The following is a 25,107-nucleotide window of genomic DNA, read 5'->3' on the forward strand; positions in this document are numbered from 1 at the left end:
CCGTGAGTGGTATTCGTTGTACCACACGAGCCCTTGCGTGCCGCGTAAAGGAATTCGCGCACTCGCACGAAAGGAGACCAGGCAATCCGTGGTGATTCTTACACGCCGGCCGCTTCACGTTCGTGAACGTCGGGCCATCGATCGGATGTCGGGTAAGAGCCGGCGGGCGGCGAGTCCGGGTAACACGACATCAAGAATCGGCGCAATCCACCGGTGGTCGTCGTGGAACAGAATGATGTCGCCGGGGCGAACGAACTTCAGCACTTCGTCCGCGCACCGCTTCGCGTCGGCCGCGCTTCGGCACCGCCAGTCGCCGCTGTCCAGCGACCAGGACATGCACCCTAACCCGAGCCGGCGGGCTGCGAGCCACAGCCCCGGTGTCAGCTTACCGAGTGGCGGGCGGAACAGGGTCGCGTGCGGTACGAGCAACTGGCACCGGCGCACGTCTTCGATTGACGCGCGAACCTCACACCAGCGCGGGACGGCGTGGCCGAACGTGTGGTTCCCGATCGCGTGCCCGTGACCCCGGACGTGTTCCACCAGCGCCGGCTCGGTGATTCGGTTGCCGACCAGAAAGAACGCGGCCGACGCCCCGAACGTGGAGAGGCGCTCGAGTACCGCTGGCGTGTGTTCGGGGTGTGGGCCGTCGTCGAAGGTGAGCAACACCTGAACACCCGCGATGCGGGTGCGGCTGAACGGGGCCAGCACGGCACGCTTCGCCCAGTGGGTTCGTCGGGCGAAGGTCATGCGGCGCGTCGGCCCCCGTCTGGTCGGTGGGAACGGTCCCATGTGGGAGGTCGACGGAACGCGGCCCCAAGGGTAACGAACCCGAGCCGGGCAACCACTCCGGGGGCACGCAAGAGCAGGCCGGCTCGGGTGCGAGTGACGCCGACGGCCCACACCGCACGAAAGTACAGCAACCCGAGCGCGGTCAGCAGCGCCGCGGGCCAGGCGAGGTACCCGCACAGAAAGCCCACCGCGACCGCCGCCACAACATAGCCCAGCACCAGCGGCTTGCTCGCGAGCAGTCCGGCCCCGCTCCACCTCCGGCGCTGACGGCACAACTCCGCAACGCCCGCTGGTGCCTCGCAGAACACCTGCGCTTCCGCGCAGTACCGAACACGAACGCCCGCGCGGCGCAGGCGCGCGGCGTATTCGGCGTCTTCGACCGCGCTGAACGCGGTCCAGGGGACGCGCTCCAGAACCCCGCGACCGAGCGCCATCCCGGTGCCGCGCAGGGGCACCGAGCAGCCGAGCGCGTCCCACCCGGCGGCGGTGATGGCGTCGAACGCCGCGCCCACCGCCGCGACGAACCCGCCGGGGCCGTCGTCTGCGTTGGCCGACTGCACGGCCGCCTGAACCGCTTCCGCACCCGCCGCGAATGCGGCGTCGAGTGCTCCGAGTGCGTCCGTGTTCAGCTCACAATCGGCGTCGAGCACCAGAACCGCATCGGGCGCGTGCCGCAGTGCGTGCTCTAAACCGAAGGCGAGTGCGAAGCCTTTCCCGCGCCGGTCCGGTTCGGCGCGCTCGGAACACTCCGCGCCGAACGCGCGGGCGACGTTCGCCGTCTGGTCGGTGCAGTTGTCCGCGATCACCAGTACCCGCACCCGTTCCGGCGGGTACCGGAGAGCCGCGAGGCTCCGCAGCGTTCGTGGCAGCGCCGCTTCTTCGTTATGTGCGGGGACGAGAACGGTGAAAGTGCGGGTCGGTCGGCGGCGCGGTACGAATGACCGGCGGCGCAACCCCGCAAGCGCGGGAACGAGATAACCCAGGCACGCCAGCGTCGCGGGGACGAGGCACCCCCAGGCCGCGACGGTCGCGACCATTCACACGTTCCGGAAAAGAAAGTCGGTTCGCCGGCGACATACCCACCCAGGAGCAGGCCCGCAAGCCAGATTCCGAAACGCACCTCCACGCCGGTGCGTGCGGCCAATATCATGTAACTTCTATCCCGGCTCCGTGGCCGGTCCACGCACTTAACTCCCTTGAGGGCGAACGAAATGGCGAAGTCGAAAGAAGCACGCAGCATCATCAAGCTGAAGAGCGAAGCCAGCGACCACTGCTACTTCACTCAGAAAAACCGGAACAACACCAAGGAACGCATCTCGCTCCGGAAGTTCGACCCGGTCGTGCGCCGCCACGTCATGTACAAGGAAGCGAGCAAGGTGTAACCCGCCCGCCGTGAGCCGGAATCCTGACCCGGGGCACGAAATCCGAAAGAACCGCACGGACCCAGGCCATACCGGCTTGGGTCCGTGTTTTCTGTCTTTGGTGCCTCACGCGCCGCGCTCGCCCGGTGTAAGTTGGTGGGAGCGTGGGTTTCGCGTTCGTCCCTACCTTCCCCTTCGAATCCTCCCCTAGAGGGGACGCTATGTCGTCGGATCGGGTGCTCGTGGTCATCGGCCGGACCCGCCACAAAATGGTCGTGGCCGAACTGCAAGAGGCGGTCAAACGCGGGGCCAAGTTCATCGAGCTGCGGCTCGACTTTCTCGCCAAGGCCGTCGATTTCAAGCGCCTCACCCCCTTGAAACAGTGCCCGTGGGTCGCCACCTTGCGCCGCCCGGCGGACGGCGGGCGGTTCTCGGGCAACGAGCAAGAGCGGATGATGATCATCCGCCAGGCGATCGCCTCGGGTGCGTTCGAGTGGGTGGACCTCGAAACCGACATCGCCGGCGCGGTGCCGCGGTACGGTAAAGTGAAGCGGATCGTCAGCTATCACAACACCGCGGAGACGCCGGCGAACCTCGACGACATCTTCGCCGACATGCTCAAGCAGGACGCCGACGTTTACAAGATCGCGGTGGCCGCGCAATCTCCCGCCGATGTCGCCAAGGTGCTGCACCTGCAACGCACCGCCCCGAAGCCGACGGTGGCGTTCTGCATGGGCGACATCGGGCAGCCGACCCGGTTTCTGGCGCTCAAGTTCGGGGCCCCGTGGATCTATGCGGCTTTCAACAAAGAGCGCGGCATCGCGCCGGGGTTGCCCAGCTTCGACGAGTTCCGAACGACCTACCCCGTTCAGGAAATCACCGCGGACACGCAGATCTTCGGCGTGCTCGGCGATCCGGTGGGGCACAGCCTCAGCCCGCTGCTGCACAACCACATGTACCGCAAGCTCGGCGTGAACGCGCTGTACCTGCCGTTTCAGGTGCCGCGCGGTCAACTGTCGCAAGCGCTCGAGGTGTACGGCCAGATCCCGGTTCGCGGGTACAGTGTCACGATCCCGCACAAGGAAGCCGCCGCCGCCCTCGCCAAACAGGCCGAGCCGACGGTACCGTTCACCGGGTCGGCGAACACGCTCGTGCGCCGCGACGACGGCGCCTTCGCCGCCGCCAACACCGACCTCGGTGCGATCCTCGACTCGCTCAAAGCGCACCTCGCCCAGAAGTCCAAAGACGGGCCGTTTGTGCAGTTGAGCCAACTGTCGGTGCTGATCCTCGGGGCCGGTGGGGCGGCCCGGTCCGCTGCCTACGGGATGCACCGCGAGGGGGCGCAGATAACCATTTCAGCCAGGACGTATGATCGGGCACAGAAGCTTGCCGAGGACGTGAAGTGCAAGGCGGTGGACTGGCACGCCCGGCACAACGTCAACTTCGACGTGCTCATCAACTGCACGCCCGTCGGGATGCACCCCAACGTGGACGAATCGCCGTGCCACTTCAGCGTCCTGAAGCCCGGTGCGATCGTATTCGACACGATTTACCGGCCGGAAACGACCCTGCTCATCCGCGAAGCCCGCGCTCGCGGCTGTGACACCATTACCGGCGTGGACATGTTCGTTCGGCAGGCGGCGCGGCAAATCGAATTGTTCACCGGACACGTGCCCGACACGGAAACCATGCGGACCATCATGCGGAAGGCCCTCTCGCCGCTGACCAAGGCGTTCGATGAAGAGGCGCCTGCTCGTGAAGACGCCGTCCGCGCGGACGAGTGAAGGCGCCGCTCCGACGGCGGTCCGGGATTTCTGGAACTGATGAAGGGGAGCGCGTGACCGGTGGAGCGACTGCACGCCCGAACGTAATCGTTCTGGTCGGGTATCGGGGGACCGGAAAATCGACCGTGGGGCGGTTGCTCGCGGAACGGTTGGGGTGGAGGTTCTTCGACACCGACGACCACGTTGAGGCCGCTGCGGGGAAATCGATTCGGGATATTTTCGCGACGGACGGTGAGCTTGCGTTTCGTGAACGGGAGTCCGAGGCGCTCACCGAACTGTGCCAGCGGGGCACGTGCGTGATCGCAACCGGTGGCGGCGCGGTGCTCCGCGAAGCGAACCGCGAACTGCTCAAGAGCAGCGGCTTCGTGGTGTGGTTAACGGCCACGCCAGAAACCGTACTCGCTCGGCTTCAGAGCGACCCCACAACCGGGGCGCGCCGGCCGAACCTGACGGCCGTTGGTGGTGAGGAGGAGGTGCGGGCGCTGATTGCGTTCCGTGCGCCGCTGTACCGTGCAACCGCGAATTGTGCGGTGGCGACCGATGCCCTGTCACCGGAGACGCTGACGGACGCGATCTTAAGCGCGCGAGCCGAGTCGCAAAGTGCCCGGGCGTCTTAGGCCGTGTGGACAGTCATGGCGTAAGTCGCTATTGCCCTGGTGGTTGTGACGATTGGCGGGCTTTCAGCTCTCCAGTCACTGGTCCTTGCAAATTCAGGACTTACGTCGATTGCCCGAACTGACTGTCCACACGCCCTAGTGCTGTGTCAGGTTTTGATTTTAGGGTAGAGGGATTTGAGCCTGTTGCGAGCATCGTCGGTGCGGAACTGCCGATCGACGCTACGCTGCTTGTCGTTGGTGTAGTCCTGCCAGGCGGCCGTCTCTACCCTCAACTCCTCTATCGTTGCGAACCGCCTACCCTGCACGCATTGCCGCGTCATCGCGCTCAGCTCACATTCCGCGACGTGCAACCAACTCCCGTGCTTGGGCGTGTGGCGGAACTCCGATCGCCTCACCAGCGCCCGCGCCGTTTCCGGGTCGAACGCCTCGTAGAACGCACCGATCGTGTGCGTGTTCCGGTTGTCGCACACCACGATCACCTTCACGGCATCCCGGTAGCGAGTCCGTAGTAACTCGGCCACCTCCAACGCCCAATCCACCTTCGTCCGCCGCTCCCGTACGCTCACCTGGCGCCACCCCACCAGCGCCTCACAGAACATGAAGATGCTCGCCGTGCCCGCCCGCTCGTACTCGTAGTCCACCCGGCGCGGATGATCCTTCGTCGCGGGAATCGGCGCCCGCGTCTCCTTGAGCAACGGGATCGGTTGCTCGTCCATGTTGAGTACCGGGTAGAGGCAATCGTAAGGCAAGGCATAGGTGTCCAGGACCAACGCCATGTGCGCCACGAACGCCGCGTCGGCGTCTGGCGGGATCACCCCGTACTCCAACTTCCGCGGCGCCATCGCGTTTTTTTGAGCGTCTGACGAATGGTCTCGTGGCTGATGGCGTCCACAACCTCCAACGCGACGACCTGCTCGGCCAGTAACCGCAGGCTCCAGTTGGCGAAGCCCTTGGGCGGCGGACCCAATCGCATCGCGATGACTGGGGCTTCCTGTTGGCCGTCGAGCAACTTGGCTCGCGGGGGCTCGGCCCGGGGTTGTCCGTGGAGTGCCACCTCGAACCCGCTCGTCACCACGCGCTCCCGGATATTCTCCACGGTCTTGGTGCGACATCCGACGGCCTCGGCAATCTTCGCATCCGTCCAGCCCGGGCCATCGGCATCGGCCTTCAGAAGAATCTGGGCCCGACGAACCTTCTGCGAGGATCCCTTGAGTTTCTTGACCACCTCCGACAACGTGGCCCGTTCCGCATCCGAAAGACGAACGATATACTTCTTCATCATGGCGGCACCTCACGGGGGGGCTGCCATCATACCAATGGACCCCGTGGCATCCTATTACGGCGGCGCGCAAGATACGCATTAATGCCAGCAGTCCGGCACTCATTACCTGTGATTCCCAGTGATTCAGCTTTGTTTATCTTTCGCGCCGCCGTAATAATTCGTTAGCCTGACACAGCACTAGCACCTGGATTCATGTTCAGAATCAGGGTGCTGAAACGACCTGGGTGCAAGGGGGCAGCAGGGGCGCTTTCAGACCTCTTCTAAAATCTTCCGGCCATGTGCCGCGCGGCCGGCGCTTATACTCTACTCGGTCAGGAGTGAGACATCTTCGAACTCCTGGAATTGGAGTGCCATGAGCGCGGCCAACGGTTCGGCGTGGGTAGTGTTGAGTTCACTCAGCGTGTCCTTGATGGCGGCCCTGAAGGTGGCGAAGTTGGGATAATACTTGCCGTAGACGCTCTTGCGCTTGAGGAATCGCCACAGGCGCTCGATGAGGTTCAGGTTGGGCGAGTAGCCGGGCAGGTACAACAGGGTGATCGACAACACGGCCGCCATCTTCCGGGGTAGCTCGCACATGGTATCGGTGTTCACTACCGTCGTGTCGGTCACCAACACGACGGTCCGGGTGACCGCGTTCCACGCGCCCGTCCGCTGAGTTGCTGATGATCGTGTGGGTGGTTGTGTGATCGGCCACAGGCAACACAAGTACGTCCTGTACACGCAGTGGGACTTGTTCACGAACCGCACGTGCTCACGCCCGGCGACGGCCGCATCCAAACAGGGCCTCAGCTGCGTGCCGAGAAACGCGCGCTGGGTCGCGACGTGCTCGGCGAGCGTTTTTTCTAGGCCGGCAAACCTGGCTGGATGAGCTTGTTTTCGAGGTTTTTCAGGTAGGTACCCGTCGGGGCCACGCCGGAATCGCCGCCGCTCGCGCCGCGTTTCCAGATCGGCTCGCCGCTGCTTCCACGCGGCCCGACCTGGCCCGTGCTGATCGGCCGCGGTGACCTCGCGGGAACGGGTCGCCAGCCCGGCCACCAGCTTGGCCGCGCCCCGCAGCACCAGTGACGGACTCGCGGCCTTGCGGCCGGTTGCCCGGCGCTCGTGGTGTCGGTGGCTCCCGAACGTCCACTCCAGGTCGTTGTTTGTCCGTGGTCGAACGACCGTGTCGTCGCACCCGAACAGCCCCGGCCGGTAGCTGCGGCTCACCTTCACGAACTGATCCACCGCCGAACCGAGCTTGCCGACCGCCCCCCCCCGGTGCCGCGTCATGGCGCCCCGCAACCCGCTCAACTGGGACCGAACGACGGCCCCAGCGAGTTCGACTTGGCCCAGGATATGGACCGCCCGGTGTACCCACCCGAACGCCCGGTACAATGGCGCGAACGCCCCGCCGGCCGACCGCAGCGCGTCTCGGATGATCCCCTCCAACCGGGTCCGCGCGGTCGCCCGCCCCCTTGGCCTTCACACGGCCCAGGGGGCGGGCGACCGCGCTCAGCCGGGCGTGCCGCTTGAGCCCGGACGCGTTCAGAGGCGGGCGCCCGTCGTCGGTGATGGCGCTCCGCACGGCCGAGCAGTACCCGCGTACCACCCCGGCCTCCGGCCCCGTTCGCCCCTCCACCTGGCGCCCCCCGCGGACCTTCTTCTTGAGTGCTACCTCGGCATGCCAGGGCTACGCAGAGATCCAAACTCGGTTGAATGACAACGGGAGCGAAATGTCGTAACTCCTTGGTTTCCAATCCCTTTGTCGTTTTATCGAGTGGCTTGGCTAGTTACCCAGGCTACCCAAATTAAACCCTTGCGCAGCCCTGCTCGGCATGCCGATCGGCCTCGTAAATGGGCTTGGCGGCCGCCCTCAGGTAGTGGAACTGGCATAGTTGGTACGGCACCCCGGGAAGTGCCTGCGCGACCGCCTTGCGGATCGAGTGCTGGCCATCGGAGATGGCCCCGGCAACCGGCACCCCGCACGCCCCTTTCACCGCCGACAGCAGGGCCGCTAGATCCTGGTTCCGCGCCGACAACAGGCCCTTGGCCAGCAAGATGTGGCCGCTGAGCACGGCACAGTGCGGGCACGCCGCCCGCTCCGGCGTCAGGTCCCGGGTGATCGTCGGCTCGGCGGTTTTGGCCGTCTTCACGGGGCATCCTCATGGGGGCGCTCCAAAGCCTACGGAACCGCCGAAGGCTCATTCAGAGACGTTTGCCGGCCTAGAAAAAAATGCGGACGCGCCCTGGCCCCTTGCGGCAGTAACTACATCCCGACGACCGGAGGCCCCAGTGAACCGCTTGCGCCCCAACCCGCTCCCGGTCGTGCAGTTGCGCGCCGCGCTCGCGTCGCCCCTCGACGCGCTCCCGGACGCCGAACTGCTCGACCGGTTCGCCCGGTACGCCGACCACCCGGCCTTCGAGGTGCTGCTCCGGCGGCATGGGCCGATGGTACTCGGGGTGTGCCGCCGCACCCTCGGCGGTTCCGCGGACGCGGACGACGCGTTCCAGGCGACGTTCCTGGTGTTCCTGCGGAAGGCAAAGACGGTGCGCGGCGAGCGGCTCGGGCCGTGGCTGTACGGGGTGGCGTGGCGGGTCGCGCAGAAGGCCCGGACGCGGGCCGCCCGGCTCGCCGCGCACCGCACCGAGGGCGTCGACATGCTCCCCGCCGCTGACGAGACCGCGCCGATTCCCGACTGGCTCCCGGTTCTCGATGCCGAATTGAACGCGCTGCCCGCGAAGTACCGCGACGCGCTCGTCTTTTGCGAACTTCAGGGGCGGTCGCGGGCCGAAGCAGCACGAGCGCTGGGCCTGCGAGAAGGGACGCTCTCCAGCCGGCTGGCCCGCGGGCGCGAGCTGTTACGGAAACGTTTGTTGAAGCACGGCACACTGCTCCCGGCGGGCGGGGTCGCCGCGCTGTTTACCGCAGCCGAGGTGGGCCGCGCGACGGTGCCGGCTGCGCTCCTGACCTTGGTGTCCGAACTGGCAAAAAGTGGCGCGACCGGGGCGGTCCCGGTCGCGGCGGCCCGACTCACGGACGAGGTGCTCAAATCCATGTTCCTCACGAAACTGCGGACAACCGGTGCGCTCGTATTGCTCGTTTGTGCGACGGCCGGACTCACGGCCGGGTGGTCGGCTGAATCGAGCGTTCCAGCAGCGGAGCCCAACCAAGCCGCGAAGGCGAGCGAGCCGCCGAAGCGGGCGGAAGACAAGCCGGTGGTGGCGCCACAACCGGCGAACAAGAAGGCCACGGCACCGAAGCGCGCGGACCGCGAGGCCCTTCAGGGGTGGTGGGTTGCTGACAGAGTCGACTTCGGCAACAATGCGAGCGATGACGAGAAAGAAGCGCTCCTCCGTCAGGAAGGGCGGCTGCATTTCTTGGTGGCCGGGGACGTATTCTGGAAGATCACAGCCGGTCGTAGTGTGGTCCCCCAGAAGTTCCATCTCGATACGGACAAGAACCCGAGATGGTTGACTCTCAGCGGATTTGATCCCGACGAGAGCCGTCAGGATAAAGCCATCTACGAACTCGACGGTGATGCCCTTCGCGTCTGCATGTCTGTTCGAGGCAATGGTCCGCGTCCCGCCGAATTCACGCGCGAGTTCTTCTCTCCAGAAGATGAGCCCCTCATGGTGCTGCATCTCAGTCGCGGGAAACGACTCCCGGTGAGTGAAACAGGACTCGTAGGTTCCTGGGCGGGGACCGAAGCTGCCGTTCAGGAGAACATTAACGGGCAGGGGAAGAGGGCGCCCGCGCCGCGCATCGAAGTCATCGGGGGGTATCTGTTCGCCCGACCAGTCGCAAACGGCAACGCCGCATCTTGGTTCGGGGGCACCTACACGATTGATGCTACGAAGAACCCCAAATGGGTTGATCTGGACCTTTTTGCCCCAGTCGAGGAAGGGAAGGGCACGAAGTTGTATGGGTGTTACGAAGTGACCGACGGTCGGCTGAAGCTTGCACTCGGCACCCGAAGGACCACCCGCCCGCTCGATTTCAAAGGCGGCAACGACACCTTCGTGTTCGATGTGACACCGACAAAACCACCTCGAACTGGTGCCTCCGCTCAGCCCACGCCGCAAATCGCACCGGCAGGCGCGCCCGCCAATGACCGCCCACTTCCGGACAAGATGGAAGAGCCGCTGAATCCCAAGGACCTCGCCGACGCGGCGGCCGTTGCGCGCCACTTGCAGGCGTGGGAAAAATGGACGGCCGGGGTAACTAACTTTCGCGCCGAGGTTAAGCTGAAACGGACAGAGGCGAGCACCGGCAATACGAAGACGCTCAGCGGCGCCACGCTGTACATGAAGCCCCATTTCGCGGTTCTGCGACTGGATAACCCGGACGACAGCACCAAAACCGACTACGAGGCGTACATCTGCAACGAAACCGCAGTGTACGCTTACAACGGTCTGGCGAAAACGGTTACCGAGTTTAAACGACCGCCAACACTGAACCCAGAGGCCGCGCTGTTCGGGTTCCACTTCAACAGCATGAAGGTCGGTGAGCTACAAGAGCGGTTCGCCATCTCACTCTTCAAGACCGATGAACACTACCTCTACCTGGACATCAAGCCCCGGCTTGCGAAAGACCAGTGCGAGTTTCAGCACCTGCGGTTGGCCCTGTACAACCCGGGGCCGTTGACCAAGGACGTTTCGTACCTGCCCGCAGCGGTTTATCTGGTCAAACCGAACGGCGACAAGGAGCAGTGGTGGTTCACCAACCCGCAAGTGAACATTCCGGGTGTGGGGCCGAAACACTTTCAGTACATCGAGATCAAAGACAAAGGGTGGACCGTGCAGAAGGCCCCCGAAGAGTCGAAACCCGCCCCGCCCGCTCAGGCGGACGGGCCGGTGCAGCGGCTCGTGAAGTCCGGCGACTACGCCGAGGCCGAACTGCTCCTCCGCGCCCGCCTACCGCAGCAGAACGGATTGAACGCCGCCGAGGACCGGCTGTTGCTCGGGATTTGCGTGTTCCATCGGGCGCGGGACCTGAGGAACAAACCGGACGACGCGGCGATGCTGGCTCCGAAACTGATGGCCGAAGCGCTGAAATTGTTCGACGAGGCCACCGCCGGCACCGCGGGCCGGACGGATGACGAGCGCGCCGCCCGCGTGCGGACCCAAACGGAGAGGTCACGCAACGGTTTGTGCTGTGGCACCCTCTGATTTGTGGCAGAGTGTATCTCGTTTGCGGAACGAGGAGCCCGGCCGTTCGGCGAAGAACCGTGGGAGCCGGTCGTCTTGGCTCAGCACGGCGGCCCGCAGTTGCAGGATCGATTCGGCACCGTCGGGCCGGGTCCAATGCTTCTGTGTGCTCTTCACCCGGGCGTTGATCTCGCCCACCAGTGACTCGACCAAGCTACTCGTCGTCGGTAGCCCGTTGCGCCGGTATCGCGGGTACGCCATGCGATCCCGATTGTTCCCCAAGTAGGTCCGCGCGTGCGCCACCACCCGGCGCGGGTCCCGGCGCTCCTCGGCCGTCGCCGCCTCACCCGGTGGGGGCTCACCCAGCCGCGCCTGCCACTGATCCAGTTCGGTGAGCACTTCTCCAACGCGACCCTGCCAGCACGCGCGCATCCAGGCCACGTATTGGGACCAACCCGACGCCTCATCGGGGCTCACGGCCGCGGCCGACGAGAACACGTAACACACCGCGTGCAGGAAATCCACGATCGGCTCGAACGCACCAAAGTACCCGCGCCAGATGGTCCAGTTGTACGCCTGACCGTCGGCTACGAACGCCCGACGCGGGGCCTCATAGAAGCGCCGCTCCTGGGCCTCGGCGGCCATCATCGGGCCGAACGCGGTACTCCCCTCCAGGCTCGCCACGCACGTCCGCACCAACCGCGTCGGGGACCACCGCTCGGCCCCTTCGGGTTCCCCGGCCGGCACCGGGGGCGTCGATTCGTCCACGGTTTCCGGGGGCGCGACCTCGCCCGCCGGGCCCTTCATCTGCTGCACCAGGCGCCGCACCCGGCGCGGGCAGCGGAACGACTCGGGCGGCTCGGGGCACGGGTCCGTGGCGAACGTGGGGCCACTCAGGGTGGCCAGGCACGCCACCTTGTCCTCCTTGTTCTGGGCCTCGTGAACACCCGGGCCGGCGCCCGCGGCGCGGGTGCGGATGCGCCCCCCATCGACCTCGACCACCACGGCCACGGGCACCACCGCGGTCCGCGGCTCTAACTGGCGGCGCCGGTGCTCGACCGCCTTCCGATCGCGCCGCGCGATCAACTCGTGCCCGACCTCGTGAGCCAGTCGGCGCACCTGGTTGTCGCTGATCGTGACCCCGGTCATCCGCACCGCCTCGGCGGCATCCCGGAACGAGGAGAACCGGGCGGCGGCCGTGACGATGCGTTGAACGACCGAGGAACTGTACCCGTGCTCATCCAGCCCGAGGGCCAGCCGCAGGGGGGAAAAAGTCCCGCCGGCAGGCGGGACAATGGGCGATCCGTTCGGCCTGTTGAACCGTGGCCCCTTGGGCCGCCAGGGTGCGGGTGTGTGGTCGGGTCGGGCACGGCTCGCCACACACCGGACACGGAACCTGTTCGGGCACCTTCCGGGCCTGCTGGTGGAGCATCTGCTGGAGGGCACCTTCGGTGAGCCCTTGTGCCGCCGCGGTGGCGATCTGCTCCATCGTCCGGAAGTCCACGTCCAATCCCGGCCCGTCGTCCCCGAACGCCCGCTTGGAAACGATTTTGCCCCACTCCGCCGCCAGTGCTCGAAGGCGGTCGAGTTCCTCGGCCGTGAAACGCGGTGTGCTCATGACTCGCCCCGCACGAGAGTTGCGGCGAAATCGCCCCGCGCTTTTCCTATCCCGTGCCCCGAGGACCGCAAGGCCTACTGCAAACCGTGGCGTGACCTCCCAAACGGATGTCTGGCGTATCTGGGCTCTCAGTTCGGGGGATGATTTCGATAAACTCGTTTCGGCCGCCACGGCCGTTTACGAGCGACACCAGCACCGCGTCGAAGGGCTCATTGCCTTGGGCGTGTTGCACGAGGCTCACACGAAGCGCGGGGACGACGAGCGGGTCGCGGCCGTGCGGAAGCAGATCGACGCCCTGTTTGCCAAACTCAAGGACAAGCCGGGGGCCTTCCCCGAAACGTTTGGCGAGTACAGCCGGGGGTACTGGGAACAGCAGTGGTTTCTGGAAGAAAAGCGCAAACAGATGAAGGGCAGCCCGTGACGGCCGCGGCCCCTGCCGCGGTTGCCCGGCGCCTTAATCCGGGCATCCCGCTTTCGGATCGGCGACTCGGAACGCCCGGCGCCGGTTACACCTTGAACACTTCTCTCACGTTGTCGCGCAGGAGCCGCGTGCCCAGCGCGACGGCGTCCGTCTCGCTCAGCGTCCCGGGCCGCACGAACTCGTCCGCCAGCACCCCCGCCAGGATGCGGCGGTACATCCCGTACTTGGGCTTCACGAACTCCAGCTTGTACGCGTCCGAGTAGTACCCGATCAGCTTCGTCTTGGGCACCGCGGTGATCCGCTCGGTCAGGTCCTTGCGGATGAACGGCGGGGTGTTCGAGTACCACCAGTGCCCGTTCGGCAGCACGTTCGGGAAGATCCACGAGTACGCCATCAGCTCCTGGTTCTGCAGGCTGGTGAGCACCGAGACCGGGAACGTCACTTCCGGGAACGCGTTGAACAGGTCCCGGTACTGGATCAGGCTGGTGCGCTGGTCGAACAGGTCCTGCCCCTGGTACACGCCCTTCGGGTACACCTTGCGGTTCACCCCGATCATCAGGTCGAACGGCAGGCGGAAGTCGCGGCACAGTTCGGCGATCAGCCAGAAAATGCCCGAGGCCAGGTCGTGGTAGCCGTGGAACTGCATCTGCTCGTAGAAGTGCTCGTCGTCGAACGGGGCCGGGTGGAAGGTCGGCGGCAGCGAGATGGCGCACGCCTTCGCCCCGTTCTGCGTGAACCGCAGGAACACTCTCACCAGCGCCCGCCGCAAACTCGCGGCGTCATGGACGTCGATGCCCGTGGTCGCCTCCAGGCGCCGTCGCGTTTCCGGCTTGTCGAAGTGGAACACCAGCGTGTCGGTCCGCAGGCACGGGACGTACTTGGCGGTATCGAACCCGGTGAGCGGGTCGTCGAACTCGTTCGTCAGGAAGATCTTTTCGAGCCGCGTCTTCTCGAACACCTGCGATTCCCAGTCGGGCTGGGCGAACGTCTTCAGCGCGGCGTCGAACAGCTTGTCCGCGTCGCCCGCGGAGACACGGGTCTCGCTTTCAGGGAGCCCCAGGAAGGTGTGGGCGATGTCGATGAACCACGCGTACTGCGCGGTGTTGTCGTAGCGGTCCATGAACTTGACGATCTCGCGCACCCGGTCGCGCGGGTCGGCCTCGGGTGCGAGCAGCGTCTGGGGCATCCCGGCGGAGTGCGCCAGTTCCGTGTAGTAGTGGTAGCCGAGGATGTCGTCGAGCGACTTCGAAACCGGCTTCAACGGGTCGATGTGTGAGTGCGGGTCGATGAGCGGAACCTTGGAGAGCGCGGACTCGAGGTTCTGAACCAGTTGATCGAGAGGCATCTCGCACCTCGTGTTGGTAATTTGGGAACCGGTCACGGTAACTTTTACACGTTCTACGCCGGAACCAACCCGGCAAGAATTACAAACCCTGAGCACTTTAGAAGAGCGGCGTGCATTCTCGGAGCCAGTCCGGGCTCGCAGCATTTTCTTAAGATTCGATACCAAATGATTTTGCGTCCGCGGCAATAGCTAAGGTCGGCGCGGCTGCGAGAATTGGCACGGTCGGTGCTTTAGATACAACCGTTCGCGACGCACAACCCCCAAGTGACTCGCGAATCGGTGCCGGGCCTGCTTCTGACTCACCTTCCCCCAAGGCCGAGTCAACCCCCCAAAGCGACCCGGCACCGCGAGAACAACGACCGTCGGCTTTCCCCCAAAGTCGCGGTCACGAGAGAGATTTCCCCCCTCTCTCGGACTCATCACACAACACGTCCGATCCCCCATCTGACGGCAACCTTCCCCCAAGCCGCCGCCCTCCCCCAGGGCGGCGGTCCGTCTTTTTGCGGTTCCAGTCGTTCAGAGTTTCAAGTTGTCCACCGTCCAATTGAAGCGCGTCGTTTCGAGTGCGAGTCTCCGCCTACCGGCTGACGCCAGTGGATGACGCTCGCAACCACCAATTAGGCTTCAGTCGGACCTCAGTAGTTTCAGGTTCCAAGTTCCAAGTCGGAACCCAGTTGGTCAAAAGCGGCGGCGATTCGTGCCGCTCATGACTCCACTTGGAACCTGGAACTTGAAACTACTGGACCTGATATCACCCTGGCACGTCGAGAAAGCGTAAGGCGCCGCTCTCGACTTCGAGAAGTGCCACGGTGAACACATCGGCACGTTTCAGCGCGCCGGGGTTGATGCGCCGAACCGCCCCCGTTGTGGTGAACGCGGCAATGTGGGTGTGACCGCTCAGTAGGTAATCCGGTCCCTCTCCGAGCAACTGCCGCACGTCCGAACTCATGTGACCGTGGGTGACCGCAATGCGTTTCCCGGCCGCTTCGATCATCCCGCACCAGCCGAGACACTCGACGCCGGTGCCCGCTGCGGCCCGGTATAGGTAGGGAACCGAGTCCGCGTCGTGGTTGCCGAACACAAACCAGGCCGGGAGCACTGCGAGCAACTCCACGATCGCCTCGGACGCCAGATCCCCGCAATGAACCAGTGCCTCCGCGCCCTCGGCGCGCAACATTTCGATGGCGCGCCGGGTGCGTTCGATTTCGTCGTGCGTGTCCGAAAGGATGCCCAATCGCATCGCCGCTCCTGCGTCAGTCAAGAAAGCGGGTTCTCGGGGAGTGTAAAAACCGGCGCCAACAGGTACAACCGAATCGGAACTGGAGGTCGATGAACGCGGCCTTCACCCGGGAGGGTGCGAGCCGCGCGTACCGCCGCTTCCCGGTCCAAGAACCACCGCGGGATCGCAAACGTGCGTAAGGGGCGATATGCCGGGCGAGTTCGAGTACATCGCATGGCTGCGGGCGCGGACGCCGGCCCACTCGCGGGTCCGTCTCGGCCCCGGGGACGACTGCGCCGCCCTGGAACCGCCCGCACGAGAACTGCTCGTCACCACCGACATGCTCATGGACGGCACCGACTTCATCCTGTCGGAGGTCGGCGCGCGGCGGGTCGGACGGAAGGCGATGGCCGCGAACCTCAGCGACATCGCGGCAATGGCCGGTGTACCCACCGCCGCCACCGTGAGTTTGGCTCTGCCGAACTCGCACGGTGCAGACCTGGCTCGTGAACTGTTCCTCGGGTTGCGTGACGTTGCCGACGCCTTCAACGTTCCCATTGTCGGCGGCGACACGAACAGTTGGGCCGGATCGCTCGTCGTCTCCGTCACCGCCCTCGGCGAGGCGACCGTGCGCGGACCGGTCCGGCGCGGCGGCGCGCGTCCCGGCGACTGGATCTTCGTCTCGGGACCGCTCGGCGGCAGCATCCTCGGGCACCACCTCGATTTCACGCCGCGCGTGGCGGAAGCGTTACAACTTCACGAATTGGTCGAACTGCGGGCGATGTGCGACATCAGCGACGGGTTGTCCGCCGACCTGAACCACATTTGTGAGGAGAGCCGCTGTGGTGCGGTACTGGACGGCGACGCCGTCCCAATCACCGATGCGGCGCGCGAACTGAGTCGCACCTCGGGCCGAACGCCGCTCCAACATGCGCTCGGTGACGGTGAGGATTTCGAGTTGGTGTTCACGGTGTCGCCGGAAGACGGCACGAAGCTACTGGCCCGCCGGCCGTTTCCGAGCTTGGCGAAAATCGGCGAATGTGTCGAGACGGGCTTGTGGCTCGAAATAAACGGAACGCGACAGCCACTCGCGCCGACGGGATGGGTTCATTCTCTTTGAGTCAGCAAGTCGCAAGTCGCAAGTCGCAAGTCGCAAGTCGCAAATTCGCAAAGTCGAAGAGCCTTACTTGCTACGGTCTTCGACTTTACGACTTGTGACTTGCTGACTTGCTGACTTGCGACTTCGGTCCTATTTCGGCAGCACCGCGATCGAACCGGTTTCGCTGATAAAGATCATGTGGCCGGTGCGGTTGTCCTGGAACACCTCGATTCCGTACCGCTTGGCTTTCGCGAAATCCTTCTCATCGGCCTTCCGGGCGCTGAGCACCATCGCCCCCTTCCACGTCACCCCGCGGCCGTCGGTCGCCGCTTTCGCGTCGTTCGGCGCGGTCGCCAGGAACCCGAACTCACTGATGTAGAACAGGACGTTGGCGTTCCGGTCCTCGAACACCTCCAACCCCACCTTGGTCCCGCCTTCGGCCTCGTCGGCCTTACGGACCCGCAGGTCGAACCCGTGGAGCGGTTTCGGGGCGAGGAGCTTTTTCGGGTCCGGAACGGCCGACGGCGCCGGAGCCGTTGCGATGCCTCCCACCTCCGTGGCGTACACCAACCCGCCGGTGTTCTCGTCTTTGAAGACCTCAATGCCGAACTTCTTGGCGTTGTCGAACGACTCCTGCCCCGGGGACCGCACCTTGGCGGTTTGGGCGTGGTGCCACTTCGGCCCCTTGTCTTTCACCAACCCGCCCGGCACCGGGGCCAGCGCGATGGCGCCGCTCTCGCAGGCGTACAGCAGCGTGTTCGAGGCCCGGTCCTGGAACAACTCGACGCCGAACTTCTTGGTCTTCTGCGTGAACTCGGCCTCGTCCGCCCGGCGGCACGACAGGTCGTGCGCGGTGATCCAGTTGCACGATTTGTCCATGCCGAGTGCGCCGAACGGTGCTTTCGTCACGGCAACGGCACCCGCGTCGCTGATCGCGATGATGGCCTTGGTGGCGTCGTCGCGGAAGAACTCGATTCCCACTTTACGGGCCTTGGTCCACTCCTGCTCGCCGCCTGGGCGGACGCTCACGTTGTGCCCGTACAGGTGCGTGGGCGTGCCGGCGCTCGCTTTAGCCGCGTCCTTGTTCTTATCTTGGGCGCCGGCGGGGCGGGCGGCACTGCTTGCGAGAACGACCACGAGGGCCGCGCAAGTGACCAACCCGGCCGCGATCCGTGTCCGCATGGTGGGAAGCCTCAAAGAGGGTGACGGGCGGCACCGAAATTTGCCGCTCAAGGTTTGTGTGCGACGAGTTACGGCAACTCAGTTAACAGCATAGTGCGGATTTCGCCACCCGACGGAAAGGAGCATCACTCGTCGTAATTCAGACGAGGCGCGAACGTAGCCTGATTGAAACGCACCCGCTCAGTGTTCCGAAAACCGGTTCGACTGGACATATGGGGCAAACTTGCTAGATTGCGCCCCGATAACTTTTGACATGTGGCCGGGGTCAGGCTAGTTTTGACCTTAACCCCTCTCCCATTCCACACGTTTCCTCCGCCAATGTCCTTGGCTTCGTACCCGCGCACTCGCGGTTAGAGGGCGGCCGTGACCAAATTATCCCCGTGCTGGTGCTGCAAAGGTCCGCTCGAACCCGCACAGCAGCTCCGGTTCCTCGTCGAAACCGACACTCTGGACGAGCCGGCGTACTTGGAGCAGATTCGCGCGCTGCCGAGCATCAACGGTCGCCCGGTGCCGGTGTGCCGCGAGTGCCATACGCGTCTCGAAGCCGCACCGCGCCTGGGGCGCCCGGTCGCGAAACCGAAACTCCCGGGGCTGCTCGGAACGATCGGGGCGCTGTCCGTGGGCTTATTGCTCACCAACTTACTCACCACCCGTAGCTGATTCCGATGCGACCGATCACACGCCACGGCGTCCTCTTTCGCTACGAATGAGGACGCTTGCGAACCCGCCGTCACGACGCTCGCCGAAAGAAACAATCGCTCCAAACAGTTTCGGCGTGAAGGGCGTGATCCGCATACGACTCGGACCGGCCGCGCCCACCCGCACGGCCTCATGAACCAATGGGGTGAGGAAGGATTGGCCGCAAAAACGCACAAGGGGACAAAAGGGGACAAAAGGGAACGGACGACGAAGACAGAAGGCGTGTGTTGAACTCACTCCACTGCTTTGGTCTGCGGTTTCCTTTTGTCCCCTTTGTGCGTTTCTGCAGCCAATCCTTCCTCATCTCATTCGGCGGCTTCAAGCTCTGCACTCATCGACCCCGCGCACCGCGGGATGCGCGGGTCCGGGCCGTACGCGTGGATCTGGTCGCGCTTGAGTTCGGCCCGCTCCAGGCTCGTCGTGCAGACGATCGCGCGGCCCTCCGTGTCGACGAGGCGCGCGAGCAGGAACCCCTTCTCGACCGGGTGCCCGAACAGCGCCTTCAGCATCTCGATGACGTACTCGTAGGAGTGGTCGTCGTCGTTGAGCAGCACGACGTGATACGGCGGCTGGCGTCGGGTCCGTTGCTCCGTTTCGACATCAGTTTCGGGGAGCGTTGTCGGTCCAGACATGTCGCGGTCTCCGGTGGCCCACGGGTCCGCTGCTATTCTCTCTGATTCGGCCCCAGGGTCAACGTAATCGGCGAGCGGGCGGTACGGAATGGGGTTTGCCGCCGGCCTCTGTGACACCACCCGCCTACCATCGGACGCACAGAGACCGGCTACAGAACGTTACGCCTCAACTCAACTGGATTCGGTCCTACGGCCCGCCCACCTGGATCTTCTGGGTGCCGGCAGCGGCCATCCGGTCGGTGCTCGTGTTGGGGCCGGCGGTCGGTTCGAGCCGGCCGAACGTGACCACGGCGATGTCGTCGTTCTGGGCGCGGCCGTTGGCGTGCCGGCGGACGGTGCTCACCAGCCGCTCGCCGAGCCGCTTGGGCTGCTGGCCGCTGGCGCCCAGCGCGTCGTCCGGCAGCAGGCACCGGTCCACGGCCGCGGGGCCGAACATCGACCCGCCGGGGTTCATCGCGTCGGTCACGCCGTCGGTGAACACCGCGATCGAGTCGCCCGGCTCGACCGTCACCTTCACCTGCTCGTACGGGTAGCCGGGCAGCGCGCCGATCGGCAGGCCGGTCGCGTCGAGGGAGATGGCGTCGACGAGTTCGTCGGTCGCGGCCCGGTACAGCTTCGGGCTCATGTGCCCGGCGTTCACCAGCGTGAACGAGTTGTCCCGCGGGTCCAGCACCATCACCGCCAGGGTGACGAACCGGTCGCCCAGGCCGCCGTTGCTCAACTGGTCGTTCAGCAAGGACACCGCCTCGGCCAGGTCGGGCACGGTCAGCAGGCTGAACCGCACCTCCGAGCTGAGCTTCGCGACGAGCAGGGCGGCGGGCACGCCCTTGCCGGCCACGTCGCCCAGTACGATCGCCACGCGGCCGTCGCGCAGCGGGATGAAGTCGTAGTAGTCGCCGCCGATGGTGAGCGCCGGCGAGTAGTGGGCGTAGAACTCCCACCCGTCGATGTCGGGGAGCGTTTGCGGCAGGAACCCGAGCTGCACCTTGCGGGCCAGCTCCATCTCCTTCTGCTCCTTCTCGCGCTCGAGCACCTGGGCCACCATGCGGGCCTTCTCGATGGCCACGCCCGCCAGGTTCGCGACGATGGTGAGCAGGTTCAGGTCGTCCAGGCTGAACTTCTTGGTCCGGTCCTGGGTGTCGAGCTGGAGCGCGCCGATCGGGCGCCCGTCGGCGGTCGCCAGCGGGACGCACATGACGGACCGGATCTTGAACTCGGCGATGGACGCCGCCGGCCCGAGCGACGCGTCGTTGCCGGCGTCCTCGCTCAGGTACGACTGCATCGACTCGATCGTCTTGCGCACGATCGTCTTGCTGAACCGGGTGTCCTCCATCCCGGCACGGCGGCTCTTCACCACCTTCGGGACGGCCCGCCCGTGCTCCTCGGTCATCAGCACGAAGCACCGGTCGGCCTGCTTGAACACCCCGAACAGGGTGTCGGCCACCTGCGCCAGCAGCGGGTCGAGCTCGTGAGTGCGGGACAGGTTGGTGCTGATCTCGAGCAGCGCCCGGAGCCGGTCCGACGGGGCCACCTCGAGGAAGCTCCGCGCGCGGTCGCTGGTGGCCGACCCCTCGATGGTGGTCTGCGCGCCGTCGTCGTCGTCGTCGTCCCCGCGGATCTTCGAGAGCCAGTCGGGCAGGGGCTGGGGGCGCACGGCCCGCTCGTCGTGGAACCGGTACAGGAAGTCGCAGATCTTGATCCGGTCGTCGGGCTTGAGCGCCTGCCGCCCGCCGGGCGGCACCTCCTTGCTGTTCACGAAGGTGCGGTTGCGGCTCTTCAGGTCCTCAATGTAAAACTGTCCGCCGGCGCGGACGATCTGCGCGTGCCGGCGGCTGACCGCGTGGTGCGGGATCACCACCTGGCACTCCTTCTCGTCGCGCCCGATCACGATCGAGAGCACGTCCGCGTTGAGCGGGACGTTCTTGTTCGTGGCGGTCCCTTCCGGGGCCTTCAGCAGAATGAGCGACGGCATTTCACGGTCCGCAGGGGAAACGATACTCGCGGCGGAGCGGCGCGCACCTGAGCACCACGCATGGTACCGGCGCGCGGCCCGGTCCGCAAGAAACCAAACCGGGGCGGACCGGCCGGCGCGCGGGTCCGCTGCAAGATAGAATACGCTCAACCCGGCCGGTCCCGGACCGGGAACCGCCCGCGGCCGTAAAAATCGGGGAGATACTGTCATGGCCGGGAAGAAACCTCAGCGCCGGAAGAAGGCCGAGCCGAAGGTCGAAGGGGTGTTGGGCGTCGGGCTAGACGGCACCGACGGCCACACCCGCGTGACCCGCACCGAAGAAATGGTCGTGGTGGGCGGCTCGGCGGAGACGCACGAGCGGATGCAAGAGACCGCGATCCGCTTCAGCGAGAATCTGGAGAAACGGGGTAAGAAGATTCAGGAGGCGTCCGTCCGGGAGGTCATCGACCTGCTCCGCGAGGCCATTGAGAAAAGCAAATGAGGAGTTTGGGGAGCGAAGAGTGATGGGGCCTCCTACCCCATCACTCTTCAGTGCATGAGCCCCACTCGTTACGAATCTCGCGCCGCGGGGCACGAACACCATTTCTGAAACCTCCGATTGGGTTCGCGGGTAGAACCAGTAAGAGGACCGGCTGTGTCCGATGCCGCGCTCGTTCAACGGTGCCTGACCGGAAACCCGGCGGCGGCGCGCGAGCTGGTCGAGCGGTTCCAGGGTGATGTCCTCGCGGTGTGCCGGCGGCTGCTCGGTTCGGAACACGATTCCGAGGACGTGGCGCAAGAGGTGTTCGTGCGCGTGTTCCGCAGCCTCGCCCGGTGGGACCGCGAACGCCCCCTGCGGCCATGGGTGCTGGGCATCACGGTGAACCGGTGCCGCACCTGGATCGGCAAGCGCGCGAAAGGGCCGGAACTCGCCGATTACCTGCACGAGGCGCCCGACCGCCGGCCCGCGGACGACTCCGCCGAACTCACCGCCGAAATCCGAGCCGCGGTCGACGACCTCCGCACCGACTACCGTGAGGTGTTCGTCCTGTTCCACGAGCACGGGCACCCGTATGAGCTCATCGCGGAGGCGGTAGGCCGACCGGTCGGCACCATCAAGACGTGGCTGCACCGCGCCCGGCTCGAAATCTTGGACCGGCTCCGCAGCCGCGGTCTCGTACCCAACGAAGAACAGCCACCGGCACCCGCTGTGCGGGGTGAAGAATGGTAACGCCCGAACCCGACTTCGACGACGAACACGACTTCGACCGGGTGACGCCCGAGTGCCGCGCCACCGTTGAAGCGGTTCAATCGCTACTCGACGGCGAAGGCCCCGACCCCCTCGATTCTGACCCGCACGCGGGCACCTGTGCCGCGTGCGGCGAACGAATCCGGGCCGCCCGTGTGCTGCTCGCGGTGCTCGCGGCGCGTGGCCCGAACCCGGTTCCGGTCGGCTTCGCCGACCGCGTGATGAACCGCGTGCGGGCCGCCGAACGCGCCCAATTCCGTGCGCCTTCCCGGCGCGTGTCCCGAACCGCCGCCCGGTTCGCCCTCGCGGCGGCGGTGCTGATCGCGGCGTTCGTTGTCGCGACCCGGTTTCCAAAGCCCGGGGCGGTTGGACCGAACGACGTGGCCGAGCAACCGAAGCCGGAACTGGCACCGGAGACTCGCGCGAAAGCGCTAACCCCGCACCCGATCCGCATCAACGACGAAGTCGCGAAGGCCGGGCAAGCGCTCCGCGACACCCCGAAGCCGTTCACCGACTCCGTGGCGGCGGCACCGAAGCTGTTCGAAGCGTTCGCCACCGCACTCAGCCATCCCGTCGAGCCGATGGGCGATGTGTTGGAGCCGGCCCGGAAGTCTCTTGCGGAACTGCCCGACGCCGCCCGCACCGGGTTGGAGCCGGTTACCGGGACCGCGCAAAAGGCGTTCGACCGGCTCCTCCGCGACGTCGCCGCGATGAAACCGAGGTCGTGACCGCCCGCCCCTCTGAGCACGCCGTCATGTCTGCCAAGTTCGCTCTCGTCGCCACGCTCGCGTGTGTGTTCGGATCGGTGGGACGCGCCGACCCGCCCGCCCCGCGTGACGACGCCTTGCGGCTCGCCCCGCCCGACGCCGCACTCGTGGTGGTGGTGCAAAACCTCCGCGGCCACCTCACCGATGTCAGCGCGTCGCCGTTCGCGGCGTGGCTCCCGTCCTCCGCTCTTGGGAAGCAACTCCTGAACGGCCCGGGGCTCAAGATCTTTACCGACGGGGCCGCACCCGTTCTCGGCACGCTCGGGCTGACGCCCACGGATCTATTTCACGACATCGTCGGCGACGCGGTGGTGTTCGCGTACACGCCCCCGATGCCCAACGACCCGAAGGCGGAGCGGTCGGTGATCCTGCTCCGCCCACGGAAAATGAACACACTCACCGCCGCCGTCGATCGGCTCAACGACCTCCAAAAGAAGAACGGCGAGCTGACCGGCGTCACGGAGCGCAAACACGCCGGGGGCGCCTACTTCGAGCGCCAGAAGCCCGACGGGGCGTCTGACTTCTACTGCACCCGCGGCGGCGTGTTCGCGTTCTCACAATCCGAGCCCGAGATTCGCGCCGTGATCGAGCGCGACAAGGGGGCCGGGGACAAGCCGCCTTCACTGTCTGCGCGCCTCACCAAGCTCGGCGTTGCCGAGGCCGCCGCGGTGGTACTGGTGAACCCACGGCCGCTCGACGCCGAGTTCACGGCGAAGGTGGCGGCCGCGCGGGGTGACGAGAAAGCGTTCCTCACGAAGTTTGCCGAGGTGTGGGCCGCGACCGACGCCGCGGCCCTGTACCTGTCGCTGAGCAAGGACGCAGAACTCGGAGTGGCGCTGAATTTTGCGCCCGAGAAGTTGCCCGCGGGCTTGAAGGGGTGGCTGGTCGGGGGGCGAACGCCGTCGGCGCTGTGGAACACCGTACCCGCGAACGCGCTTTTCGCCGCGGCCGGGCGTGTGAAGCCAAACGACCTGTTGGACGCGCTCGCACAATTGGCCCCGATGACCGACAAGCCGGGCGTGCGCGAAACCTTGGGAGAAACGCTCGGCCCCGTTTTCGGTAAGGACAAATGGCCTCTGGTGCTGGACGCACTCGGGCCGGATTGGGGCGTCTGGGTGCAACCGCCTGCGCCAGGAACGGCCGTGCCGGTCGCGGTCGCTGCGGTGAAGGTGGCGACCGTCGGTCCGAAGGGCGCCGACGCCGCGAAAGCGCTGGATCAGGCGCTGGAGTACGGGTTCCAGGTGGCGCGGGTCGCGTACAACGCGAAGAACGAGGAGCAACTCGAACTGAAGGAAGAGACAAGTGCCGGCACGGTCATCAAATCCCTGTCCGGCGGCGCGCTCCCGCCGGGTGTCGTGCCGTCGTTCGCGCTGAAAGACGGTTACCTCCTGCTCGCGACTTCGCCGGACGCGATCAAGAGCTTTAAGACGCCGACCGCCGACACGGTGCCCCTCGGAGAGGTTCCGTTCGCACGGTTCAATGCGGCGTCGGTGCGCGAGTACCTAGCCGCACACGGCCCGAAACTCGCGAAACTACTGAACAGCGCTGGTGCGGGCACGGAGGCGTCGCTCGTGGAGCAACTCGGGCAACTCGGGCTGGCCCTGGAACCCGTCGAGCGGGTGGAACTGCTCACCCGGGGCGATGATGGCGGGTTAAAGCTGCTGCTGCGGGTGAAAACGGTGAAACCGTTGAAGGAGTGAGCCGCATCGTTTGCGGAAGCGCGGGCCGTCCAGAAAAACCGCCCAACGAGCAACTCAACGCTTTTGCGGAACGCTCACGCCATCGGCAGCGGCGTGCGGCCCTTTACCGCGGGCTCCGGTGCCGGCGCGGCGCACTTGCCGCACCCCGACCCGCACCCGGGCCGCGCGACGAACCACGTTTTCCAGGTCGCGCGCAGCACGTACCCGACCGCGCACGCGACCACGACGCCGACACCGATCAACTGAACTGTTGTGGACACGACCG

General features: G+C 65.8%; 24 protein-coding genes and 1 pseudogene. 11 read left to right on the top strand and 14 right to left on the bottom strand.

Features of this window, described 5'->3' with window-relative positions; all coding sequences use genetic code 11:
* Nucleotides 1–114 precede the first annotated feature (114 nt).
* Both GobsT_RS13110 and GobsT_RS13115 read right to left on the bottom strand, forming a co-directional pair.
* Entirely contained in the window at nucleotides 115–747 is a 633-nt protein-coding gene (locus GobsT_RS13110; RefSeq protein WP_010037871.1) for a polysaccharide deacetylase family protein, read from the bottom strand.
* On the bottom strand, nucleotides 744–1,826 hold the full coding sequence (locus GobsT_RS13115; RefSeq protein ID WP_010037873.1) for a glycosyltransferase family 2 protein: 1,083 nt from the start codon (nucleotides 1,824–1,826) through the stop codon (nucleotides 744–746). Before GobsT_RS13115 ends, GobsT_RS13110 begins: the two co-directional genes overlap by 4 nt.
* 174 nt (nucleotides 1,827–2,000) lie before the next feature.
* Here GobsT_RS13115 and rpmG point away from each other — a divergent pair, with 174 nt between their 5' ends.
* From rpmG to GobsT_RS13130, 3 genes are all read left to right on the top strand, one after another.
* Nucleotides 2,001–2,171 carry a 50S ribosomal protein L33 gene (rpmG, locus tag GobsT_RS13120; protein ID WP_010037878.1) on the top strand — a complete coding sequence of 57 codons (171 nt, stop codon included), beginning with the start codon at nucleotides 2,001–2,003 and terminating at the stop codon, nucleotides 2,169–2,171.
* 200 nt (nucleotides 2,172–2,371) lie between these two features.
* A complete protein-coding gene (gene aroE / locus GobsT_RS13125; RefSeq protein ID WP_010037881.1) occupies nucleotides 2,372–3,934 on the top strand; it encodes a shikimate dehydrogenase in 1,563 nt (520 codons plus the stop codon).
* A 53-nt stretch (nucleotides 3,935–3,987) separates the two neighbouring features.
* Complete coding sequence (locus GobsT_RS13130) at nucleotides 3,988–4,551, top strand: shikimate kinase (protein WP_033198093.1); 564 nt, start codon at nucleotides 3,988–3,990, stop codon at nucleotides 4,549–4,551.
* A gap of 146 nt (nucleotides 4,552–4,697) precedes the next feature.
* Here the strand turns inward: GobsT_RS13130 and GobsT_RS13135 are convergent, their stop codons facing one another.
* The 4 genes and pseudogenes from GobsT_RS13135 to GobsT_RS41030 all read right to left on the bottom strand — a co-directional run.
* Nucleotides 4,698–5,393 (bottom strand): transposase, encoded by a 696-nt coding sequence (locus GobsT_RS13135; RefSeq protein WP_010033548.1) that lies wholly within the window; start codon nucleotides 5,391–5,393, stop codon nucleotides 4,698–4,700.
* A complete protein-coding gene (locus GobsT_RS13140; protein WP_010037885.1) occupies nucleotides 5,363–5,833 on the bottom strand; it encodes a helix-turn-helix domain-containing protein in 471 nt (156 codons plus the stop codon). Before GobsT_RS13140 ends, GobsT_RS13135 begins: the two co-directional genes overlap by 31 nt.
* A gap of 303 nt (nucleotides 5,834–6,136) precedes the next feature.
* A complete protein-coding gene (locus GobsT_RS13145) occupies nucleotides 6,137–7,261 on the bottom strand; it encodes a transposase (protein ID WP_010037889.1) in 1,125 nt (374 codons plus the stop codon).
* Nucleotides 7,262–7,638: 377 nt separating this feature from the next.
* Nucleotides 7,639–7,884 (bottom strand): annotated as a pseudogene (locus GobsT_RS41030) (ISNCY family transposase); the annotation flags it as partial.
* A 220-nt stretch (nucleotides 7,885–8,104) separates the two neighbouring features.
* On the opposite strand from GobsT_RS41030, the gene GobsT_RS13150 reads away from it, so the two are divergent.
* Nucleotides 8,105–10,981: a TIGR03009 domain-containing protein gene (locus GobsT_RS13150; RefSeq protein WP_010047502.1), complete on the top strand. Its 2,877-nt coding sequence runs from the start codon at nucleotides 8,105–8,107 to the stop codon at nucleotides 10,979–10,981.
* Here the strand turns inward: GobsT_RS13150 and GobsT_RS13155 are convergent.
* Complete coding sequence (locus GobsT_RS13155; protein ID WP_010035719.1) at nucleotides 10,949–12,109, bottom strand: hypothetical protein; 1,161 nt, start codon at nucleotides 12,107–12,109, stop codon at nucleotides 10,949–10,951. The genes GobsT_RS13150 and GobsT_RS13155 overlap by 33 nt on opposite strands.
* An 88-nt stretch (nucleotides 12,110–12,197) precedes the next feature.
* Entirely contained in the window at nucleotides 12,198–12,578 is a 381-nt protein-coding gene (locus GobsT_RS13160) for a hypothetical protein (RefSeq protein WP_010035721.1), read from the bottom strand.
* Nucleotides 12,579–12,669: 91 nt separating this feature from the next.
* On the opposite strand from GobsT_RS13160, the gene GobsT_RS13165 reads away from it, so the two are divergent.
* Complete coding sequence (locus tag GobsT_RS13165) at nucleotides 12,670–12,999, top strand: hypothetical protein (protein ID WP_010047504.1); 330 nt, start codon at nucleotides 12,670–12,672, stop codon at nucleotides 12,997–12,999.
* 85 nt (nucleotides 13,000–13,084) lie between these two features.
* On the opposite strand, the gene GobsT_RS13170 is transcribed toward GobsT_RS13165, so the two are convergent.
* Together GobsT_RS13170 and GobsT_RS13175 are read right to left on the bottom strand one after the other, a co-directional pair.
* Nucleotides 13,085–14,344, bottom strand: coding sequence for a glucuronate isomerase (locus GobsT_RS13170; RefSeq protein ID WP_010047506.1), 1,260 nt, complete (start codon nucleotides 14,342–14,344; stop codon nucleotides 13,085–13,087).
* A 751-nt stretch (nucleotides 14,345–15,095) separates the two neighbouring features.
* Nucleotides 15,096–15,584, bottom strand: coding sequence for a metallophosphoesterase family protein (locus tag GobsT_RS13175; protein ID WP_010047508.1), 489 nt, complete (start codon nucleotides 15,582–15,584; stop codon nucleotides 15,096–15,098).
* A 187-nt stretch (nucleotides 15,585–15,771) separates the two neighbouring features.
* On the opposite strand from GobsT_RS13175, the gene GobsT_RS13180 reads away from it, so the two are divergent.
* Nucleotides 15,772–16,683: a thiamine-phosphate kinase gene (locus GobsT_RS13180; protein ID WP_010047511.1), complete on the top strand. Its 912-nt coding sequence runs from the start codon at nucleotides 15,772–15,774 to the stop codon at nucleotides 16,681–16,683.
* 129 nt (nucleotides 16,684–16,812) lie between these two features.
* Here GobsT_RS13180 and GobsT_RS13185 read toward each other — a convergent pair whose 3' ends face one another.
* Nucleotides 16,813–17,844 (bottom strand): hypothetical protein, encoded by a 1,032-nt coding sequence (locus tag GobsT_RS13185; RefSeq protein ID WP_010047513.1) that lies wholly within the window; start codon nucleotides 17,842–17,844, stop codon nucleotides 16,813–16,815.
* A 363-nt stretch (nucleotides 17,845–18,207) separates the two neighbouring features.
* Between GobsT_RS13185 and GobsT_RS13190 the strand changes: the two genes are divergently transcribed.
* A complete protein-coding gene (locus GobsT_RS13190; protein ID WP_010047515.1) occupies nucleotides 18,208–18,504 on the top strand; it encodes a hypothetical protein in 297 nt (98 codons plus the stop codon).
* A 344-nt stretch (nucleotides 18,505–18,848) separates the two neighbouring features.
* Here the strand turns inward: GobsT_RS13190 and GobsT_RS13195 are convergent, their stop codons facing one another.
* Together GobsT_RS13195 and GobsT_RS13200 are read right to left on the bottom strand one after the other, a co-directional pair.
* The gene (locus tag GobsT_RS13195; RefSeq protein ID WP_010048911.1) at nucleotides 18,849–19,175 is read right to left on the bottom strand and encodes an ATP-dependent Clp protease adaptor ClpS; all 327 of its coding nucleotides are present in this window, start codon (nucleotides 19,173–19,175) and stop codon (nucleotides 18,849–18,851) included.
* A 187-nt stretch (nucleotides 19,176–19,362) separates the two neighbouring features.
* Nucleotides 19,363–21,147: a SpoIIE family protein phosphatase gene (locus tag GobsT_RS13200; protein ID WP_010048913.1), complete on the bottom strand. Its 1,785-nt coding sequence runs from the start codon at nucleotides 21,145–21,147 to the stop codon at nucleotides 19,363–19,365.
* A gap of 208 nt (nucleotides 21,148–21,355) precedes the next feature.
* Between GobsT_RS13200 and GobsT_RS13205 the strand changes: the two genes are divergently transcribed.
* From GobsT_RS13205 to GobsT_RS13220, 4 genes are all read left to right on the top strand, one after another.
* On the top strand, nucleotides 21,356–21,628 hold the full coding sequence (locus GobsT_RS13205) for a hypothetical protein (RefSeq protein WP_010048915.1): 273 nt from the start codon (nucleotides 21,356–21,358) through the stop codon (nucleotides 21,626–21,628).
* A gap of 153 nt (nucleotides 21,629–21,781) precedes the next feature.
* The gene (locus tag GobsT_RS13210) at nucleotides 21,782–22,357 is read left to right on the top strand and encodes an RNA polymerase sigma factor (RefSeq protein WP_010048917.1); all 576 of its coding nucleotides are present in this window, start codon (nucleotides 21,782–21,784) and stop codon (nucleotides 22,355–22,357) included.
* Entirely contained in the window at nucleotides 22,351–23,103 is a 753-nt protein-coding gene (locus GobsT_RS13215; protein ID WP_010048919.1) for a hypothetical protein, read from the top strand. The genes GobsT_RS13210 and GobsT_RS13215 overlap by 7 nt, the downstream gene beginning before the upstream one ends.
* Nucleotides 23,104–23,129: 26 nt before the next feature.
* Complete coding sequence (locus tag GobsT_RS13220) at nucleotides 23,130–24,842, top strand: hypothetical protein (protein ID WP_010048921.1); 1,713 nt, start codon at nucleotides 23,130–23,132, stop codon at nucleotides 24,840–24,842.
* 74 nt (nucleotides 24,843–24,916) lie between these two features.
* On the opposite strand, the gene GobsT_RS13225 is transcribed toward GobsT_RS13220, so the two are convergent.
* A complete protein-coding gene (locus GobsT_RS13225) occupies nucleotides 24,917–25,102 on the bottom strand; it encodes a FeoB-associated Cys-rich membrane protein (protein WP_029601253.1) in 186 nt (61 codons plus the stop codon).
* Between the last annotated feature and the right edge of the window lie 5 nt (nucleotides 25,103–25,107).

This window comes from Gemmata obscuriglobus (genome assembly GCF_008065095.1).
GTDB classification, from domain to species: domain Bacteria; phylum Planctomycetota; class Planctomycetia; order Gemmatales; family Gemmataceae; genus Gemmata; species Gemmata obscuriglobus.

What these genes read in the sequence shown, in the direction of transcription:
- GobsT_RS13110 (WP_010037871.1), bottom strand. Translation starts at nt 747, where the DNA reads ATGACCTTCGCCCGACGAACCCACTGGGCGAAGCGTGCCGTGCTGGCC.
- GobsT_RS13115 (WP_010037873.1), bottom strand. Translation starts at nt 1,826, where the DNA reads ATGGTCGCGACCGTCGCGGCCTGGGGGTGCCTCGTCCCCGCGACGCTG.
- rpmG (WP_010037878.1), top strand. Translation starts at nt 2,001, where the DNA reads ATGGCGAAGTCGAAAGAAGCACGCAGCATCATCAAGCTGAAGAGCGAA.
- aroE (WP_010037881.1), top strand. Translation starts at nt 2,372, where the DNA reads ATGTCGTCGGATCGGGTGCTCGTGGTCATCGGCCGGACCCGCCACAAA.
- GobsT_RS13135 (WP_010033548.1), bottom strand. Translation starts at nt 5,393, where the DNA reads ATGGCGCCGCGGAAGTTGGAGTACGGGGTGATCCCGCCAGACGCCGAC.
- GobsT_RS13140 (WP_010037885.1), bottom strand. Translation starts at nt 5,833, where the DNA reads ATGATGAAGAAGTATATCGTTCGTCTTTCGGATGCGGAACGGGCCACG.
- GobsT_RS13155 (WP_010035719.1), bottom strand. Translation starts at nt 12,109, where the DNA reads ATGACCGGGGTCACGATCAGCGACAACCAGGTGCGCCGACTGGCTCAC.
- GobsT_RS13160 (WP_010035721.1), bottom strand. Translation starts at nt 12,578, where the DNA reads ATGAGCACACCGCGTTTCACGGCCGAGGAACTCGACCGCCTTCGAGCA.
- GobsT_RS13170 (WP_010047506.1), bottom strand. Translation starts at nt 14,344, where the DNA reads ATGCCTCTCGATCAACTGGTTCAGAACCTCGAGTCCGCGCTCTCCAAG.
- GobsT_RS13175 (WP_010047508.1), bottom strand. Translation starts at nt 15,584, where the DNA reads ATGCGATTGGGCATCCTTTCGGACACGCACGACGAAATCGAACGCACC.
- GobsT_RS13180 (WP_010047511.1), top strand. Translation starts at nt 15,772, where the DNA reads ATGCCGGGCGAGTTCGAGTACATCGCATGGCTGCGGGCGCGGACGCCG.
- GobsT_RS13185 (WP_010047513.1), bottom strand. Translation starts at nt 17,844, where the DNA reads ATGCGGACACGGATCGCGGCCGGGTTGGTCACTTGCGCGGCCCTCGTG.
- GobsT_RS13195 (WP_010048911.1), bottom strand. Translation starts at nt 19,175, where the DNA reads ATGTCTGGACCGACAACGCTCCCCGAAACTGATGTCGAAACGGAGCAA.
- GobsT_RS13200 (WP_010048913.1), bottom strand. Translation starts at nt 21,147, where the DNA reads ATGCCGTCGCTCATTCTGCTGAAGGCCCCGGAAGGGACCGCCACGAAC.
- GobsT_RS13205 (WP_010048915.1), top strand. Translation starts at nt 21,356, where the DNA reads ATGGCCGGGAAGAAACCTCAGCGCCGGAAGAAGGCCGAGCCGAAGGTC.
- GobsT_RS13215 (WP_010048919.1), top strand. Translation starts at nt 22,351, where the DNA reads ATGGTAACGCCCGAACCCGACTTCGACGACGAACACGACTTCGACCGG.
- GobsT_RS13220 (WP_010048921.1), top strand. Translation starts at nt 23,130, where the DNA reads ATGTCTGCCAAGTTCGCTCTCGTCGCCACGCTCGCGTGTGTGTTCGGA.